Annotated in this window: 24 protein-coding genes; 3 read left to right on the top strand and 21 right to left on the bottom strand. The window is 69.7% G+C overall.

The genetic code is table 11. The features are described 5' to 3' along the window. Genes rplN through rpsJ form a run of 12 tightly spaced genes read right to left on the bottom strand, consistent with a single transcriptional unit; the run spans position 1 to position 5,648 of the window. Positions 1-372 (bottom strand): 50S ribosomal protein L14, encoded by a 372-nt coding sequence (gene rplN / locus GB864_RS11725; RefSeq protein ID WP_160425243.1) that lies wholly within the window; start codon positions 370-372, stop codon positions 1-3. Positions 373-375: 3 nt separating this feature from the next. After that, on the bottom strand, positions 376-681 hold the full coding sequence (gene rpsQ / locus GB864_RS11720) for a 30S ribosomal protein S17 (RefSeq protein ID WP_160425241.1): 306 nt from the start codon (positions 679-681) through the stop codon (positions 376-378). A gap of 2 nt (positions 682-683) precedes the next feature. Continuing rightward, positions 684-995 carry a 50S ribosomal protein L29 gene (rpmC, locus tag GB864_RS18775; protein ID WP_160425239.1) on the bottom strand — a complete coding sequence of 104 codons (312 nt, stop codon included), beginning with the start codon at positions 993-995 and terminating at the stop codon, positions 684-686. Then, the gene (gene rplP / locus GB864_RS11710; protein ID WP_055894786.1) at positions 995-1,414 is read right to left on the bottom strand and encodes a 50S ribosomal protein L16; all 420 of its coding nucleotides are present in this window, start codon (positions 1,412-1,414) and stop codon (positions 995-997) included. Before rplP ends, rpmC begins: the two co-directional genes overlap by 1 nt. A 2-nt stretch (positions 1,415-1,416) precedes the next feature. Then, the gene (rpsC, locus tag GB864_RS11705; protein ID WP_160425236.1) at positions 1,417-2,169 is read right to left on the bottom strand and encodes a 30S ribosomal protein S3; all 753 of its coding nucleotides are present in this window, start codon (positions 2,167-2,169) and stop codon (positions 1,417-1,419) included. Then, a complete protein-coding gene (gene rplV, locus GB864_RS11700) occupies positions 2,169-2,534 on the bottom strand; it encodes a 50S ribosomal protein L22 (RefSeq protein WP_160425234.1) in 366 nt (121 codons plus the stop codon). Before rplV ends, rpsC begins: the two co-directional genes overlap by 1 nt. 25 nt (positions 2,535-2,559) lie before the next feature. Further along, a complete protein-coding gene (rpsS, locus tag GB864_RS11695) occupies positions 2,560-2,841 on the bottom strand; it encodes a 30S ribosomal protein S19 (RefSeq protein WP_160425232.1) in 282 nt (93 codons plus the stop codon). Positions 2,842-2,852: 11 nt separating this feature from the next. Next, positions 2,853-3,692 carry a 50S ribosomal protein L2 gene (rplB, locus tag GB864_RS11690; RefSeq protein WP_160425230.1) on the bottom strand — a complete coding sequence of 280 codons (840 nt, stop codon included), beginning with the start codon at positions 3,690-3,692 and terminating at the stop codon, positions 2,853-2,855. 17 nt (positions 3,693-3,709) lie between these two features. Next, positions 3,710-4,012 (bottom strand): 50S ribosomal protein L23, encoded by a 303-nt coding sequence (rplW, locus tag GB864_RS11685; RefSeq protein ID WP_160425228.1) that lies wholly within the window; start codon positions 4,010-4,012, stop codon positions 3,710-3,712. Beyond that, positions 4,009-4,671, bottom strand: a complete 663-nt coding sequence (rplD, locus tag GB864_RS11680) for a 50S ribosomal protein L4 (protein WP_160425226.1) — start codon at positions 4,669-4,671, stop codon at positions 4,009-4,011. The genes rplW and rplD overlap by 4 nt, the downstream gene beginning before the upstream one ends. Before the next feature lie 3 nt (positions 4,672-4,674). Further along, positions 4,675-5,331, bottom strand: coding sequence for a 50S ribosomal protein L3 (gene rplC, locus GB864_RS11675; protein ID WP_236779072.1), 657 nt, complete (start codon positions 5,329-5,331; stop codon positions 4,675-4,677). Positions 5,332-5,339: 8 nt separating this feature from the next. Further along, on the bottom strand, positions 5,340-5,648 hold the full coding sequence (gene rpsJ / locus GB864_RS11670; protein ID WP_043593369.1) for a 30S ribosomal protein S10: 309 nt from the start codon (positions 5,646-5,648) through the stop codon (positions 5,340-5,342). A 523-nt stretch (positions 5,649-6,171) separates the two neighbouring features. Between rpsJ and GB864_RS11665 the strand changes: the two genes are divergently transcribed. Next, positions 6,172-7,416 carry a glycosyltransferase gene (locus GB864_RS11665; RefSeq protein WP_160425222.1) on the top strand — a complete coding sequence of 415 codons (1,245 nt, stop codon included), beginning with the start codon at positions 6,172-6,174 and terminating at the stop codon, positions 7,414-7,416. On the opposite strand, the gene GB864_RS11660 is transcribed toward GB864_RS11665, so the two are convergent. After that, on the bottom strand, positions 7,396-8,247 hold the full coding sequence (locus GB864_RS11660; protein ID WP_160425220.1) for a phosphatase PAP2 family protein: 852 nt from the start codon (positions 8,245-8,247) through the stop codon (positions 7,396-7,398). The genes GB864_RS11665 and GB864_RS11660 overlap by 21 nt on opposite strands. Before the next feature lie 82 nt (positions 8,248-8,329). On the opposite strand from GB864_RS11660, the gene GB864_RS11655 reads away from it, so the two are divergent. Further along, on the top strand, positions 8,330-8,854 hold the full coding sequence (locus tag GB864_RS11655) for an OsmC family protein (protein WP_160425218.1): 525 nt from the start codon (positions 8,330-8,332) through the stop codon (positions 8,852-8,854). Positions 8,855-8,876: 22 nt separating this feature from the next. On the opposite strand, the gene GB864_RS11650 is transcribed toward GB864_RS11655, so the two are convergent. From GB864_RS11650 to GB864_RS11625, 6 genes are all read right to left on the bottom strand, one after another. After that, positions 8,877-9,737, bottom strand: a complete 861-nt coding sequence (locus GB864_RS11650; RefSeq protein ID WP_160425217.1) for a glycosyltransferase family 2 protein — start codon at positions 9,735-9,737, stop codon at positions 8,877-8,879. A 156-nt stretch (positions 9,738-9,893) separates the two neighbouring features. Next, positions 9,894-11,084 (bottom strand): elongation factor Tu, encoded by a 1,191-nt coding sequence (tuf, locus tag GB864_RS11645; protein ID WP_160425215.1) that lies wholly within the window; start codon positions 11,082-11,084, stop codon positions 9,894-9,896. Positions 11,085-11,198: 114 nt separating this feature from the next. Further along, positions 11,199-13,343 (bottom strand): elongation factor G, encoded by a 2,145-nt coding sequence (gene fusA / locus GB864_RS11640; protein ID WP_160425213.1) that lies wholly within the window; start codon positions 13,341-13,343, stop codon positions 11,199-11,201. Between the two features lie 87 nt (positions 13,344-13,430). After that, positions 13,431-13,901 carry a 30S ribosomal protein S7 gene (gene rpsG / locus GB864_RS11635; RefSeq protein WP_160425211.1) on the bottom strand — a complete coding sequence of 157 codons (471 nt, stop codon included), beginning with the start codon at positions 13,899-13,901 and terminating at the stop codon, positions 13,431-13,433. Then, positions 13,901-14,275 (bottom strand): 30S ribosomal protein S12, encoded by a 375-nt coding sequence (gene rpsL / locus GB864_RS11630; RefSeq protein WP_022889720.1) that lies wholly within the window; start codon positions 14,273-14,275, stop codon positions 13,901-13,903. Before rpsL ends, rpsG begins: the two co-directional genes overlap by 1 nt. Positions 14,276-14,654: 379 nt before the next feature. Continuing rightward, complete coding sequence (locus GB864_RS11625; RefSeq protein WP_160425209.1) at positions 14,655-15,302, bottom strand: spermidine/putrescine ABC transporter substrate-binding protein; 648 nt, start codon at positions 15,300-15,302, stop codon at positions 14,655-14,657. A 58-nt stretch (positions 15,303-15,360) separates the two neighbouring features. Here GB864_RS11625 and GB864_RS11620 point away from each other — a divergent pair, with 58 nt between their 5' ends. Beyond that, entirely contained in the window at positions 15,361-16,002 is a 642-nt protein-coding gene (locus GB864_RS11620) for a YigZ family protein (protein ID WP_160425207.1), read from the top strand. A 6-nt stretch (positions 16,003-16,008) separates the two neighbouring features. Here GB864_RS11620 and GB864_RS11615 read toward each other — a convergent pair whose 3' ends face one another. Together GB864_RS11615 and GB864_RS11610 are read right to left on the bottom strand one after the other, a co-directional pair. Beyond that, positions 16,009-16,491 (bottom strand): DUF6121 family protein, encoded by a 483-nt coding sequence (locus GB864_RS11615; protein ID WP_160425205.1) that lies wholly within the window; start codon positions 16,489-16,491, stop codon positions 16,009-16,011. Between the two features lie 10 nt (positions 16,492-16,501). Continuing rightward, entirely contained in the window at positions 16,502-16,669 is a 168-nt protein-coding gene (locus GB864_RS11610) for a hypothetical protein (protein WP_160425204.1), read from the bottom strand. Positions 16,670-16,879: the final 210 nt, after the last annotated feature.

Below are 16,879 nucleotides of genomic sequence, written 5' to 3'. Positions count from 1 at the left end.
CTAGATGACCTCCGGCGCCAGCGACACGATCTTCATGAACTTCCGGTCGCGCAGCTCGCGGCCGACCGGGCCGAAGATGCGGGTGCCACGGGGGTCACCGTCGGTGTTCTTGAGGATCACTGCGGCGTTCTCGTCGAACTTGATGTACGAGCCGTCGGGTCGACGGGTCTGCTTCACAGTGCGGACGACGACGGCCTTGACCACATCGCCCTTCTTGACGTTGCCGCCGGGGATCGCGTCCTTGACCGTGGCGACGATGATGTCGCCCACGCCCGCGTAGCGGCGCTTGGAGCCGCCGAGCACGCGGATGGTGAGGAGCTCCTTGGCGCCGGTGTTATCGGCGACCTTGAGGCGGGATTCCTGCTGGATCATCGGTTACTTCGCCTTCTCCACGATCTCGACGAGACGCCAACGCTTCGTCGCCGAGAGCGGACGGGTCTCGCTGATGACGACCAGGTCGCCGATGCCGGCGGTGTTCTGCTCGTCGTGCGCCTTGATCTTCGAGGTACGGCGGATGACCTTGCCGTACAGGGGGTGCTTCACGCGGTCCTCGACCTCGACGACGATGGTCTTCTCCATCTTGTCGCTGACGACGTAACCACGACGGACCTTGCGGTAGCCACGGACGAGGTCGGCCGACTCGGCGACCTCGGCCGGAGCGGCCTTCTTGGTCTCAGCCATGTTCAGGCCTCCTTCGTCTCGGCGTCGGCCTCAGCAGCCTTGGCCTTCTTGGTGGACTTCTTCGCCGGGGCCGGGACCTCGACGGGGGCGGGCGTGGCACGGATGCCCAGCTCGCGCTCACGGATGACCGTGTAGATACGGGCGATGTCGCGCTTGACTGCGCGCAGACGCCCGTGGCTCTCGAGCTGACCCGTGGCCGACTGGAAGCGCAGGTTGAACAGCTCCTCCTTGGCCTTCTTCAGCTCTTCGACGAGGCGCTCGTCCTCGAAGGCATCGAGCTCGCTCGGGGCAAGCTCCTTCGTTCCGACAGCCATTACGCGTCGCCCTCCTCGCGCTTGATGATGCGTGCCTTGAGGGGCAGCTTGTGGATTGCACGGGTCATGGCCTCACGAGCGAGTTCCTCGGAGACGCCGGAGACCTCGAAGAGGACCCGACCCGGCTTGACGTTGGCGACCCACCACTCGGGCGAACCCTTACCGGAACCCATGCGGGTTTCGGCCGGCTTCTTCGTGAGCGGACGGTCGGGGTAGATGTTGATCCACACCTTGCCGCCGCGCTTGATGTGACGCGTCATGGCGATACGAGCGGACTCGATCTGACGGTTGGTCACGTACGCGGGGGTCAGGGCCTGGATGCCGAACTCGCCGAAGGAGACCTTCGTGCCGCCGGTGGCCTGGCCCGAACGGCCGGGGTGGTGCTGCTTACGGTGCTTGACTCGACGGGGAATCAACATGGTTATGCCTCAACTCCTGCTGCCGCCGGCTCCTGCGTGCGCGGGGCACGACGGGGGCGGTCGTTGCGGTCGCCGCGCGAGGGCTTCATCGAAGCCTGCTCGCGGGCGAGCTCCTTGTTGGTGATGTCGCCCTTGTAGATCCAGACCTTCACGCCGATGCGGCCGAAGGTGGTCTTCGCCTCGTAGAAGCCGTAGTCGATGTTCGCGCGGAGCGTGTGCAGGGGCACACGGCCTTCGCGGTAGAACTCCGAGCGGCTCATCTCGGCGCCGCCGAGACGGCCGGAGACCTGGATGCGGATGCCCTTGGCACCGGCGCGCTGGGCGCCCTGCAGGCCCTTGCGCATCGCGCGGCGGAAGGCCACGCGGGCGGAGAGCTGCTCGGCGATGCCCTGGGCGACGAGCTGAGCGTCGGCCTCGGGGTTCTTGACCTCGAGGATGTTCAGCTGGATCTGCTTGCCGGAGAGCTTCTCGAGGTCGGCGCGGATGCGCTCGGCCTCGGCGCCACGGCGGCCGATGACGATGCCGGGACGCGCCGTGTGGATGTCCACGCGGACGCGGTCGCGGGTGCGCTCGATCTCGATGCGGCTCACGCCGGCGCGGTCGAGCGACGTCTGGAGCAGACGACGGATCTTGACGTCCTCGGCGAGGTAGTCGGCGTAGCGCTGACCGGGCTTCGTCGAGTCGGAGAACCACCGCGACACGTGGTCGGTGGTGATGCCCAGACGGAAGCCGTACGGGTTGACCTTCTGACCCATTACTTCGTACCCTCCTCGGGCGTGGCGAGGACCACGGTGATGTGGCTCGTGCGCTTGTTGATGCGGAAGGCACGACCCTGGGCGCGAGGCTGGAAACGCTTGAGGGTGGTGCCCTCGTCGACGTACGCCTTCGCGATGTAGAGGTCCTGCTCGTCCAGGTAGGTGTTCGAGGCGTCCGCCTTCACGCGAGCGTTCGCGATCGCGGAAGCGACGAGCTTGTACACCGGCTCGCTCGCACCCTGGGGCGCGAACTTCAGGATGGCCAGGGCCTCCTGGGCCTGCTTGCCGCGGATCAGGTTGACGACGCGGCGGGCCTTCATGGGGGTCACGCGGATGTGACGCACGCGTGCGATCGACTCCACCATTTCTCTCCTCCTTTTCGCCCCCGCGTCAGCGGCGGCGACCCTTCTTGTCGTCCTTCACGTGTCCACGGAAGGTGCGGGTGGGCGCGAACTCGCCGAGCTTGTGGCCCACCATGCTCTCGGTGACGAACACCGGGATGTGCTTGCGGCCGTCGTGCACGGCGATCGTGTGACCCAGCATGCTGGGGACGATCATCGAGCGGCGCGACCAGGTCTTGATGACGTTCTTGGAACCGGCTTCGTTCGCCACGTCCACCTTGCGGAGCAGGTGGTTGTCGACGAAGGGGCCCTTCTTGAGACTGCGAGGCATCTTCGGAACTCCTACTTGCGCTTCTTGCCGACGTTGCGGCGGCGGACGATGAGCTTGTCGCTTTCCTTGTTGGGGCGACGGGTGCGGCCCTCGGACTGGCCCCAGGGGCTGACCGGGTGACGACCACCGGAGGTCTTGCCCTCACCACCACCGTGCGGGTGGTCGACCGGGTTCATCGCGACACCGCGGACGGTCGGGCGGACGCCCAACCAGCGCTTGCGGCCGGCCTTGCCCCAGTTGATGTTCGACTGCTCGGCGTTGCCGACCTCGCCGATCGTGGCGCGGCAGCGCGCGTCGACGTTGCGGATCTCGCCCGAGGGGAGACGCAGCTGGGCGTAGGGGCCGTCCTTCGCGACGAGACGCACCGAGGCGCCCGCCGAACGGGCGATCTTGGCGCCGCCGCCGGGGCGGAGCTCGATCGCGTGGATGACCGTACCGGTCGGGATGTTGCGCAGCGGGAGGTTGTTGCCCGGCTTGATGTCGGCACCGGGGCCGGCCTCGATCGGGTCGCCCTGCTTGAGCTTGTCCGGAGCGATGATGTAGCGCTTCGTGCCGTCGATGTAGTGGATCAGCGCGATGCGGGCGGTGCGGTTGGGGTCGTACTCGATGTGAGCGACCTTGGCCGGCACGCCGTCCTTGTCGTTGCGACGGAAGTCGATCACGCGGTACTGGCGCTTGTGGCCACCACCGATGTGACGGGTCGTGATGCGACCCTGGTTGTTGCGGCCACCGGTCTTGGACAGGGGGCGCAGCAGCGACTTCTCGGGCGTCGACCGAGTGATCTCGGCGAAGTCGGCGACCGACGAACCGCGACGACCGGGGGTCGTCGGCTTGTACTTGCGAATAGCCATTCTGGTTTCCTCTATCCTCAGCCGACAGCCGTGAAGATGTCGATCGAGCCGGACTTGAGGGTGACGATCGCGCGCTTGGTGTCCTTGCGCTTGCCGATGCCGAAGCGCGTGCGACGCGTCTTGCCCTGACGGTTGAGCGTGTTGATCGACGCCACCTCGACCTTGAAGATCTTCTCGATGGCGAGCTTGATCTCGGTCTTGTTCGAGCGGGGGTCCACGATGAACGTGTACTTGCCCTCGTCGATCAGGTTGTAGCTCTTCTCCGACACGACCGGCGCGATGATGATGTCGCGCGGGTCCTTGTTGTGTGCGGCGCTCATGCGGAGACCTCTTCCTTCTTCGCCGTCTTCGCGGCGATGAACGCCTCGAGCGCGGCGGCGCTGAAGACGATGTCGTCGGAGACGAGCACGTCGTAGGCGTTGAGCTGGTCGACCGGCAGCGCGTGCACGGTCGGGATGTTGCGGACCGCACGCTCCGAGACGAGCTCGTCGCGGGTCAGCACCACGAGGACGCGCTTCGCCTGGGGGGCCACCGCGGCGAGGAGCGCGACGGCGTCCTTCGTCTTGGGGGTCTCACCGGCGAAGGCCTCGACGGCGTGCAGGCGCGAACCGCGGGCGCGGTCCGAGAGCGAGCCGAGGAGCGCCGCGGCGATCATCTTCTTGGGGGTGCGCTGCGAGTAGTCGCGCGGCTGCGGGCCGTGGACGACGCCGCCGCCGGTCATGTGCGGCGCGCGGATCGAGCCCTGACGGGCGCGGCCCGTGCCCTTCTGCTTGAAGGGCTTGCGGCCGGCGCCGGAGACCTCGCCGCGGGTCTTGGTCTTGTGCGTGCCCTGACGCGCTGCGGCGAGCTGGGCGACGACGACCTGGTGGATGAGCGGGACGTTGGTCTGCACGTCGAAGAGCTCGGCGGGCAGCTCGACGGAACCGGACTTCTTGCCGGCGAGGTCGAGGACGTCGATGGTGTTGGTCGCGGTAGCCATGGACTACGCCCCCTTCACAGCGTTGCGGACGAAAACGGTGCGGCCGCGCGCGCCGGGGACGGCGCCCTTGACGAGCAGCAGACCCTTCTCGGCGTCGACCGCGTGCACGCGGAGGTTCAGCACGGTGACGCGCTCGCCGCCCATGCGACCGGCCATGCGCATGCCCTTGAAGACACGGCTGGGGGTCGAGGAGGCGCCGATCGAACCGGGCTTGCGGTGGTTGCGGTGCGAACCGTGCGAGGCGGAGACGCCCTTGAAGTTGTGACGCTTCATGACGCCCGCGAAGCCCTTGCCCTTGCTGGTGCCGACGACGTCGACCAGCTGGCCGGCCTCGAAGGTGCCCTCGGCGGTCAGCTCCTGGCCGAGCGCGTAGTCAGCGGCGTCCGCGGTGCGGACCTCGGTGACGTGGCGGCGGGGGGTGACGCCGGCGGCCTTGAAGTGGCCGGTGAGGGGCTGGGTGACCTTGCGGGGGTCGATGGCGCCCGCGGCGATCTGCACGGCCTGGTAGCCGTCCTGCTCGACGGAGCGGATCTGCGTCACGACGTTCGGCGCGATCTCGATGACGGTCACGGGAACGAGCTTGTTGTTCTCGTCCCACACCTGGGTCATGCCGAGCTTGGTGCCCAGCAGGCCCTTCTGGATCTTCGTAGTGGTGGACATCATCTACCTCAGAGCTTGATCTCGATGTTGACGTCGGCCGGGAGGTCGAGGCGCATGAGCGAGTCGACGGCCTTCGGGGTCGGGTCGACGATGTCGATGAGGCGCTTGTGCGTGCGCTTCTCGAAGTGCTCGCGGCTGTCCTTGTACTTGTGGGGCGAACGGATCACGACGACCACGTTCTTCTCCGTCGGAAGCGGCACGGGGCCGACGACCGTGGCGCCCGCGCGGGTCACCGTGTCGACGATCTTCCGGGCCGAGGTGTCGATGACCTCGTGGTCGTACGACTTCAAGCGAATGCGGATCTTCTGTCCCGCCATTGCTGACTCTCTCTCTGTCAAGGCGTCGTACCCCTTCCGAGGGCATTGGACGCCGCGCAGTGCATGTGCGCACCACTGTTCTGCTGTCAACGGCTTTCCGATCGAGCCTGTCCGCACCACCGCGGGCTTCCGCCCGTGATGTCGACACGCTCGACCCGTGCCATCCGCCGACCCCCGCGCTCGGGCGTGTCGCCCTCGCTCCGAGCACACAGGTGTCCCTGCGTTCGGTAGGTGTCGGTGGTGTTCTCTGCCCGCGGCCTAGCCCGAACCTTCGATATCGCCCGCGGGGGGACCGCGTATCGTGGTGGCTATGCACTGCCCTGGCAGTGATCCGGGGCGCACGCTGGACGCACGCCGCGAAATGTTGAACTCAACTATTTTGCCATGCCGGGGCGAACCGTGCAACCCGGGCGTGTCGCAGTCCCAGGCCCTTCGCAGACAACGCCGTGCCGTGCCCCGCCGAGCGAGCGTCCAGGAGGCGCCGCAGGCCGCCCCGCACGAGGATTCCGCTACCCTGGCCGTCGTGCCCCGGACCGTCGTCGCGATCGATCACACCGCCGCGCTCGGGGGCGCCGAGGCGGCGCTCGCGACGCTCCTCGGCGAACTCGACCCGGAGGCGTTCCGGGTCCGGGTGCTGCTCCTGGCCGACGGCCCCCTCGTGCCGCGGCTGCGCGCCGCGGGCGTCGAGGTCGCGGTGCTCGAGGCATCCGATCGCCTGACCTCGGTCGGCCGCGACGACGCCGCCGCGACGCCGCTCGCCCTGCTGCGCAACGCGCTCGACACGGTGCGGCTCGTGCCCCGGATCGTGCGGGCGGTGCGCGGCTCCGGCGCCGAGCTCGTGGTCGCCAACTCGCTGAAGTCGGCGATCCTCTGCGCGATCGCCGCCCCGTTGGCGGGCCGGCGGTGGGTGTGGCACCTGCACGACCGCATCGCCGACGACTACCTCCCGCGCCCGCTCGTCGGCGCCCTCCGGCTGCTCGCTCGGTTCGGCCCCCGCCTCGTCGTCGCGAACTCCGCGGCGACGCTCTCGACCGTGCCCGGTGTGCGCGGCGTCGTCGCGCATCCGGGGTCGATCGCCCCGGCCCCGGCCGACTCGCCGGCGAACTCGCCGGCGAACTCCCCCGCTCTCCGGCGCGACGATGCCGAGCCCGTCCGGTTCGGCCTCCTGGGCCGCATCGCGCCGACGAAGGGGCAGCTCGAGTTCGTGCAGGCCGCGGGCCTCCTCGTCGCCGACGGCTCGAACGCCCGATTCGCCGTGCTGGGGGACGCCCTCTTCAACGACGCGGACTACGCGGCCGGCGTCCGCGACGCGACGGAGCGCCTCGGGCTCGGCGAGCGCGTCGAGTTCACCGGCTGGGTCGACGATCCCTTCGCGGCGATCGCCGGCCTCGACGTGCTCGTGCATGCCTCCCCCGTGCCCGAGCCGTTCGGGCAGGTGCTCGTCGAGGCGATGCTCTCGGGCGTGCCGGTGGTCGCGGCCGACGCGGCCGGAGCCGCCGAGATCCTCGGCGGCGACGCCGAGACGGGCGTCGTGCTCGCGCCCGGCGTCCGCCGCACGTCCTTCGGCCTGCTCGCGCGACCCGGCGACCCCGCGGCGCTCGCAGCCGCCATGGCCTGGCTCGCGCGTCATCCCGATGAAGCGGCCGAGTTCGCCGAGGCCGCACGCGGACGCGCGCTCGCGGACTACACGATCGCCACGACCGCGCGGGTCGTCGGCGCCGCCTGGACCGACGTCCTCGCGTCTCGCTCAGTCGCCTCGCGCCGCTGACACGGGCTCGGACGTCGCACTCGCGCGCCGATCGGCCTCGAGCGCCCCGGCCGGCACGACGCCGAGCACCGCGATCACCGGGATGCCGCCGAGCGCGTACCACCCGGCGATCCCCACGACCGCGGCCGAGAGCCCGTCCCCGAACGCCGGTACGACGACCATGCCGAGGGCGACGAGGAGCGCCAGCGCACCGACGACGCCGAGCAGCGGTGCCCGCGCGAACGGCGTGGACCGGCCGAACCAGGCCAGTGCGACGATGCCCGCGCCGAAGCACGCACCGCCGAGCAGGTCGGACGGCCGATGCGCGAAGCTCGTGAGCGAGGCCGACGTGACCGTCAGCGCGAGGAACCCCGCGACGGCGATGACCGGCGCCTTGGCGCGGCCGGGCGGCGCGAGCACGGCCACGCACCCGAGCGCGGCGGCCGACGCCGCCGCATGACCGCTCGGGAAGGTGTTGTAGAGGTAGCCGTAGTCGCCGAGCAGCGGCCGGGGCAGCAGGTCCTTCAACGCACTGCCGACGATCGCGGCGAACCCGAGGCCGAGGAACGCGCGCACCACGGCGTCGAAGCGACGTCGCACGATCGCGCGCACCCACAGCACGCCGACCATCCCGAGCAGCACGACGATGCCGACCTGCCGCACCACCGCAGCGGCCCCGCCGATCGTCAACTGCAACGGCGCGATCGCGCCGAAGGCCGCCGCGTCCACGCTCTGCCCGAACGGCGTGAGCACCGCGAACCAGTACGCGACCAGGGTGATCCCGAGCAACGAGCCCGCCGCCACGGCCGACGTCGCCCGACGTCGCCCCGCCGACAGCGTCGATTCCCCCATCGCACCCCCTCTGCACCGCCCATCCTGCACCAGAGTCGGCGTGCGCGACACGGCCGGACCGGAAGTCCACGACAATGCACGGATGGAACGCGAATGCGAAGACCCGGAATCCGAGCTCGGCCGCGGCATCGGCGCGCCCGTCCATGTGCCGACCGACAACGTCGCGCACGGCAGCGTCTCGGTGGCCCGCACCGGCGAACGAACCTTCGAGGGCCGTAACGAGTCGGGCACGAGCATCCTCATCGGACCGGCCGGGACGCCCGGTCACTTCTCGCCGGGTGAGCTGCTCAAGCTCGCGCTCGCGGGATGCGCCGGCATGTCGGCCGACCGCGGCATCGCCCGCCGGCTCGGCGAGGACGCGGCGGTGACCGTCTGGGTGCACGGCGCCTCGAACGCCGAGAACCGCTACGACCGCGTCGTCGAGGAGATCGTGCTCGACCTCGGCGGGCTCGACGACGACGCCCGTGCGACGCTCGAACGCGTCATCCGGGCCTCGATCGATCGCGGCTGCACCGTCGAGCGCTCGATCGGCGAGCAGATCGACGTCGCGCACGCGATCGTCGATGCCGCCGTCGAGCCCGGGCACGCGGCCGCCGTACCGAACTGAGCGGAACCGCCGTGGGCGGGGCTCAGAGCGCTTCACCCCGTTGGTGCCGGAAGTACCGGGCGACGAGCGAACGCTGGCGGCGGTCGAGACCGCGGCGATCGAACTCGGCGCGCACGAGCGTGCGGGCGACGGCCGGATCGTCGAGCCCGTCGTCGACCGCGAGCAGGGCCGCCTCCGGTCCGAACTCCGCTCGCACGAAGTCCTGGAACGACGCCTCGAGCCCCAGGTCCGCGTCGGCTCGTCGGTGGTACGCCGCGTTGCCGCTCGTCTGGGAGTCGTGCAGCCGATACGCGAGCACCGGAGTGCCGACGCGCACGAGCCGGAGCCCGGCCGCCGCGGCGCGCAGGTAGAGGTCGTAGTCCTCCGCGACCGCATCGGCCCGATAGCCGCCGACGGCCTCGAGCGCACTGCGCTTCGCGACGAGCGTGGGATGCACGAGCGGACAGCCGAGCACGAGGTGCAGCGGCATCGCGGCCGCGGTGATCGGCGCGGGGTTGCCCGGCCGCAGCCGGAACGGCGAGCGGCGGAAGTTCACGCACGGCGCGACGACGAGGTCCGCGCCGGCGTCGACCGCGCGGGTCTGCACCGCGAAGCGCCACGGCAGGCTGACGTCATCGGCATCCATGACGGCGACGAGCGGCGAGTCGGTCTCCGCCAGCAGGCGGCGCCGGGCGGCCGAGATCCCGATGTTCGTCTCCTGCCGGAGCACCTGCACGCGGCGGTCGCCGAGCGAGTCGGCGATCTCGCCGGTGGCGTCCGTCGAGCCGTCGTCGAGCACGACGAGTTCGGCGTCGCGGGGCATCGCCCGCAGCGTCGAGCGCATCGCCGAGCGGATCGTGGCGGCGGCGTCCTTCGCCGACATGAGCACGGAGAGTCTCGGCAACGTTCCTCGCAATCGGGTCGGCTTCCGACGCTAGCCGACGGAGCGCTTGCGCGCGCCCCCAGTCCGGGTCCGGCCGGCGAGCGCCGCACCCCGCGCGCACGAAAGCGGGGCCGGACCCGAAGGCCCGACCCCGCTCTCGCAGATCAGTAAGCGGACTTACTTGATGATGCTGGTGACCGTACCGGCACCGACCGTGCGACCACCCTCGCGGATGGCGAAGCCGAGGCCCTCCTCCATGGCGATCGGCTGGATGAGCTCGACCGTCATGTCGGTGGTGTCGCCGGGCATGACCATCTCGGTGCCCTCGGGCAGCGTGATGACGCCGGTGACGTCCGTGGTGCGGAAGTAGAACTGCGGACGGTAGTTCGCGTAGAACGGGTTGTGACGGCCGCCCTCGTCCTTCGAGAGGATGTAGGCAGTGCCCTCGAAGTTGGTGTGGGGGGTGACCGAACCCGGCTGCACGACGACCTGGCCGCGCTCGACGTCCTCGCGCTTGGTGCCGCGGAGGAGGAGACCGCAGTTCTCGCCGGCCCAGGCCTCGTCGAGCTGCTTGTGGAACATCTCGATGCCCGTGACCGTGGTCTTCTGCGTCGGGCGGATGCCGACGATCTCGACCTCGGAGTTGATCTTCAGCGTGCCGCGCTCGGCGCGACCCGTGACGACCGTGCCACGGCCGGTGATGGTGAAGACGTCCTCGATGGGCATGAGGAACGGCTTGTCCTTGTCACGCACCGGGTCGGGGATGTTGCTGTCGACGGCCTCCATGAGGTCGAGGATGGACTGCGTCCACTTCTCGTCGCCCTCGAGCGCCTTGAGACCGGAAACGCGGACGACGGGGGCGTCCTCGGCGAAGCCCTGGCTGGCGAGCAGCTCGGAGACCTCGAGCTCGACGAGCTCCAGGATCTCCTCGTCGTCGACCATGTCGGCCTTGTTGAGCGCGACGAGCAGGTAGGGCACGCCGACCTGCTTGGCGAGCAGGACGTGCTCGCGCGTCTGCGCCATGGGGCCGTCGGTGGCGGCGACCACGAGGATCGCGCCGTCCATCTGAGCCGCACCGGTGATCATGTTCTTGATGTAGTCGGCGTGACCCGGGGCGTCGACGTGCGCGTAGTGGCGCTTCGGCGTCTCGTACTCGACGTGCGAGATGTTGATCGTGATGCCGCGCTGGCGCTCCTCGGGAGCCGAGTCGATCGACGCGAAGTCGCGCTGCACGTTGGTGGCCGACGGGTACTTGTCGGCGAGCACCTTCGAGATGGCGGCGGTGAGCGTCGTCTTGCCGTGGTCGACGTGACCGATCGTACCGATGTTGACGTGCGGCTTGGTCCGCTCGAACTTGGCCTTAGCCACTGTGGGTCCTCCTCAGGACTCGTGCCACCGCACCGAGCGCTGGATTGCGGCCGGTGGGTGAGCAGGGTTTGTTGATATGTTACGCGACCCGTCTGGGTCCGCACTCACAGGGGCTTATTCGCCCTTGTTCTTCTGGATGATCTCGTCGGCGACAGCCTTCGGGACCTCCGCGTAGCTCTCGAACTCCATCGAGTACACGGCACGGCCCGAGGTCTTGGACCGCAGGTCGCCGATGTATCCGAACATCTCCGAGAGCGGGACGTTGGCGCGGATGACCTTGACGCCGGCCGCGTCCTCCATCGACTGGATCTGCCCGCGACGCGAGTTCAGGTCGCCGATGACGTCACCCATGTACTCCTCAGGGGTGCGGACCTCGACGGCCATGAGCGGCTCGAGCAGAACCGGGTTCGCCTTCCGAGCGGCTTCCTTGAAGCCCATCGAACCGGCGATCTTGAACGCCATCTCCGAGGAGTCGACGTCGTGCGCGGCGCCATCGAGCAGGATGCCCTTGACGCCGACGAGCGGGTAGCCGGCGAGGATGCCGTACTGCATGGCGTCCTGGAAACCGGCGTCGACCGAGGGGATGTACTCGCGCGGAACGCGGCCACCGGTGACCTTGTTCTCGAACTCGTACGTCTTGTCGGCCGTGACCTCGAGCGGCTCCAGCGCGAACTGGATCTTCGCGAACTGGCCGGAACCACCGGTCTGCTTCTTGTGCGTGTAGTCGTGCTTCTCGACGGCGCGCTTGATGGTCTCGCGGTACGCGACCTGCGGCTTGCCGACGTTGGCCTCGACCTTGAACTCGCGCTTCATGCGGTCGACGAGGATGTCGAGGTGGAGCTCGCCCATGCCCTTGATGACCGTCTGGCCGGTCTCGGGGTTGAGCTCGGTGCGGAACGTCGGGTCTTCCTCGGCGAGCTTCTGGATCGCGGTGCCCAGCTTCTCCTGGTCGGCCTTGGTCTTCGGCTCGATGGCGACCTCGATGACGGGCTCGGGGAAGGTCATCGACTCGAGGACGACCTGGTTGTCCGGGTCGCACAGCGTGTCGCCGGTGGTCGTGTCCTTGAGGCCGATCACGGCGTAGATGTTGCCCGCGGTGACCGAGTCGACCGGGATCTCCTTGTTGGCGTGCATCTGGAAGATCTTCCCGATGCGCTCCTTCTTGCCCTTGGTCGAGTTGATGACCGCGGCGCCGGAGTCGAGGTGGCCCGAGTAGACGCGCACGTAGGTGAGGCGACCGAAGAACGGGTGCACGGCGACCTTGAAGGCGAGCGCGGCGAACGGGTCGGCCGCGTCGGCCTTGCGGACGAGGATCTTCTCCTCGTCGCGGGGGTCGGTGCCCTCGACGGCCGGCACGTCGAGCGGCGACGGCAGGTAGTCGACGACCGCGTCGAGCATCGGCTGGACGCCGCGGTTCTTGAAGGCCGAGCCGCAGAGCACCGGGTAGATCTCGGAGTTGATCGTGAGCTTGCGGATCGCGCCCTTGATCTCGGCGACGGTGAGCTCCTCGCCGCCGAAGAACTTCTCGAGCAGCGCGTCGTCGGTCTCGGCGACGGTCTCGAGGAGCGCCTGGCGGTACTCCTCGGCCTTCTCCTGGAGGTCCGCGGGGATCTCCTGGACCTCGTACTTGGCGCCCATGGTCACGTCGCCCTTGGCGTCGCCGGGCCACACGAGTGCGCGCATCTCGATGAGGTCGACCACACCGGTGAAGTCGGACTCGGAGCCGATGGGGAGCTGCAGCACGAGCGGCTTCGCGCCGAGGCGCGAGACGATCGTGTCGACCGTGAAGTAGAAGTCCGCGCCGAGCTTGTCCATCTTGTTGACGAAGCAGATGCGGGGGACGTCGTACTTGTCGGCCTGACGCCAGACGGTCTCGGACTGGGGCTCGACGCCCTCCTTGCCGTCGAAGACGGCGACCGCGCCGTCGAGGACGCGGAGCGAACGCTCGACCTCGACCGTGAAGTCGACGTGGCCGGGGGTGTCGATGATGTTGATCTGGTTGCGGTTCGCGTTGTTGTTCGCGCCGTAGGTCGGGGCCCAGAAGCAGGTCACGGCGGCCGACGTGATCGTGATGCCGCGCTCCTTCTCCTGCTCCATCCAGTCGGTCGTCGAGGCGCCGTCGTGGGTCTCGCCGATCTTGTGGTTCACGCCCGTGTAGAACAGGATGCGCTCGGTCGTGGTGGTCTTGCCGGCATCGATGTGGGCCATGATGCCGATGTTGCGGACCTTGCTCAGGTCTGAGAGCACGTCTTGTGCCACGGGGGTTCCTCCGGATGGGGTGATGCGGTTGAGACGGCGGTCGGAGCGGGCCTGCGGGTCGCGGACCCGCCCCGACCGCCGAAGGGGTTACCAGCGGTAGTGCGCGAAGGCCCGGTTCGACTCGGCCATCTTGTGCGTGTCCTCACGGCGCTTCACCGCGGCGCCGAGGCCGTTGGAGGCGTCGAGGATCTCGTTGGTGAGACGCTCGGTCATGGTCTTCTCGCGACGCGCCTTGGCGTAGCTCGTGAGCCAGCGGAGGGCGAGCGTGTTGGCGCGGTGCGGCTTGACCTCGACGGGGACCTGGTAGGTCGAACCGCCGACGCGGCGCGAGCGCACCTCGAGGGTGGGGCGGACGTTGTCGAGCGCCTTCTTGAGCGTGGCGACGGCGTCCTGACCCGACTTCGCGGCGACGGCCTCGAGCGCGTCGTACACGATGCGCTGGGCGAGGTCCTTCTTGCCGTCGATGAGGATCTTGTTGACGAGCTGGCTGACGACCGGCGAGCCGTACACCGGGTCGGCGACGACGGGGCGCTTCGGAGCGGGACCCTTGCGAGGCATTACTTCTTCTCCATCTTCGCGCCGTAGCGGCTACGGGCCTGCTTGCGGTTCTTGACGGCCTGCGTGTCGAGCGCGCCGCGGATGATCTTGTAACGGACACCCGGGAGGTCCTTCACACGACCGCCGCGCACCAGCACCATCGAGTGCTCCTGCAGGTTGTGGCCCTCACCGGGGATGTAGGCCGTGACCTCGGTGCCGTTGGAGAGCTTCACACGGGCGACCTTGCGGAGCGCGGAGTTCGGCTTCTTCGGGGTGGTGGTGTAGACGCGCGTGCACACGCCGCGCTGCTGGGGATTGGCCTTCAGGGCGGGAGCCTTGGTCTTGGTGACCTTGGGCGAACGACCCTTGCGGACCAACTGCTGAATAGTTGGCACTTCTTCTCCTGAGTTTGTGCTGCACGGTGACAGCGGTGATGGTCATGCATCGCACCCGCCGGCCGCCGCGGAATCGCGGGGCCTGTTTGCTGGCGGGTATGCCGTGGGGGATAGCCCGGTCTTCGTGTTGCCGACCGGTTCCCTGCGACGGGCCGCCTCCTCTGGCTTGGGGCGATCGGGCGGGCCCGTTCGCGGACATGGCAGAGGTGTGCGACGACGCGCATTCCCCGTCAATGGTAGTCGGGCGTAATACAGGGCGCAAATGGCCGCGGGATCTGCCCGGCGGCTTCACAGCGAAGCGGCGTCGATCCGCGGATGACCCGGGCCCCGGTCATCCTCGGATTGCAACGCAGGAACCGGCCCGCGCATTCCCGGGCGCTCAGGCGCCGGGCCAGGCGGGCGAGTCGAGCTCCCGGTCGAGGTCGGCGAGGAGTTCGGCGATCTGCGGCTCGACGACGCGGGCGACGGCGCCGGCGATGCGGTCCCGGTGCCGGGAGAGCTCGACGCAGACCCGGCGGCCGAGCTGCTTGGCGAACTCGTCGGCCAAGCGCACCTCCTCGCGCAGCGCGGCCTTCTCCTCCTCGGTGAACGGCCGCGGGGGCGCGTCGGCGACCTCGGCCGCCGCCTCCTGCTCGAGCCCGCCGAGGGTGAACAGGAACGGCTGTCCCGGCGTCTCCTCGGGATCGAGGTCGAGTCCGCGGTACTCGGGGTCGAGCCCCTCCCCCGGCCGGTACGGCCGCTTCGACTTGCGGGCCTCGGCGAGGCGGATCTCGCGGGCGAGCAGCGGCAGGTTGCGCTCGGTGTAGTCGTCGACGGCGAGGTCGATGACGCCCTTCATGCGCATCGAGAACCCGTGCTGCACGGGGTGCGGCGCGTCGTCCAGACCCGCTGCCGAGAGGATCGGCGAGCCGAAGCAGCGTCGGCAGAGCCGCGGCCGGCCGCGGTGCGTGCCGGGCCGCCAGCGCGGCAGCCACGCGAGCCACAGATCCGTCTCGCGGCTCACGCGGGCTTCGATCGAGCCCTCCATCGGGAGCAGGCTACCGGCCCCGCCGGGTCGCGGCCCGGAACCGCGGGAGAATGGCGGGATGGATGCGACCGGCGCCGGGTACACGACGATCGCCGCCCGCGTGGAGACCGAGCTCGAGATCGAGCGCTCGCGCTTCATCTGCGTCCTCGAACGCGTCGAGCACGAGGATGCGGCGCGCGCCGTCATCGCCGGCGTGCGCGCCGCCGAGCCCCGCGCCCGCCACCACTGCACGGCGTTCCTCATCGGACCGCGCGGCGAGCTCGCGCGCTCGAGCGACGACGGGGAGCCGAGCGGTACCGCCGGCCTGCCGATGCTCGAGGCGCTGAGGGGCGAAGGCCTCTCCGACGTCGTCGCGGTGGTCACCCGCTACTTCGGCGGCGTCCTGCTCGGCACCGGCGGGCTCGTGCGCGCCTACACCGCCTCCGTGCAGGAGTCCGCGCGGGCCGCGACGCGCGTCCGCCGGGGGCTGCGCACCCTCGTCTCGCTCACCGCCGACTACGACCGCGGGCCGTCGCTCGACGCGGAGCTACGGCGCCTCGGACATCCACCGCTCGACGTCGTCTACGGCGAGGACATGCGCATCGACGTCGGGGTCCCGCCCGAGGACCTCGACGCGTTCGCCGCACGCGTGGCCGAGCTCACGGCCGGTGCGGCCGGCATCCGGATCGGCGGCACGGCCTACGTCGACGAAGCGCGCTGAGCCGCCTCACTCGTCGGCGTCGTCCTCCCACGGCCAGCGCGGCCGACCGCGGCCTTCGCGACGCGAGGCGAGCACCCACGTGTACGTCGTGCCCACGAGGCAGCCGGCGACGAGCACGATCCAGGCGAAGCCGCCCCCGAGCATCGCGGCCGCCGCCGTGCCGAGCTCCCCGTGCACGGCCCCGAGGCCGATCGTGCCCGCGATCACGTAGCCCGCCCACGCGACGACCCCGGCGATGAGCCCGGCCCAGATCCGGACGCGCTGGCGTTCCGGGGGGCTCAGCGCGATCGCGAGCAGCACCGCGCCGAACGCCAGGGTCGAGACGCCGACCGCCATCGGCCCGACGACCACGCCCGCCTCGGGGTCGCCGATCGGCTGGATGCCCGTGAGCAGGTAGACGAAGCCGAACCCCGCGATCACGAGGGCGACCTGCAGCCCGATCGCGAACCCGGCCGCGATCAGCGCGTACCTGGTGAACTCCCGGGGCATGGCCTCCACGCTACGCGCGCTCGCCGCGTGCGGGACGCCCGTCGGGGACGCCGGCACCGCCGGACTCGGGCACCGCGACGAACTGCGCGGCCGCCGTGGCCTCATCGAGAGCGATGAGGGGATCGCCCGCCGGGGCGTGGAGACGCCGGCGCAAGCGGTGACGGGTCAGGATGCGCATCTGCGTCCTTCCGGACAAGTCGCAGGGTGCCGCACCGGCGCCCGACGCATGGCCGTGAAACACCGGCGGGGCCCCTCCGTCATCGGAGGCGCCCCGCGAGACGGTTCGTCGGTCAGTTGCCGGCGAGCGCCGAGTCGGTGTCCTTGATGGCCTGCTGCATCTTGCGCAGCGAGTCGGCCATGTCGGAGATGCCCTCGATGGCCTTCTCCA

The sequence above is a fragment of the Agromyces seonyuensis genome, from assembly GCF_009789225.1.
Taxonomy (GTDB): domain Bacteria; phylum Actinomycetota; class Actinomycetes; order Actinomycetales; family Microbacteriaceae; genus Agromyces; species Agromyces seonyuensis.
The sequence above is the reverse complement of the archived record's forward strand: the minus strand, read 5'-3'. Positions and strand labels throughout refer to the sequence as shown.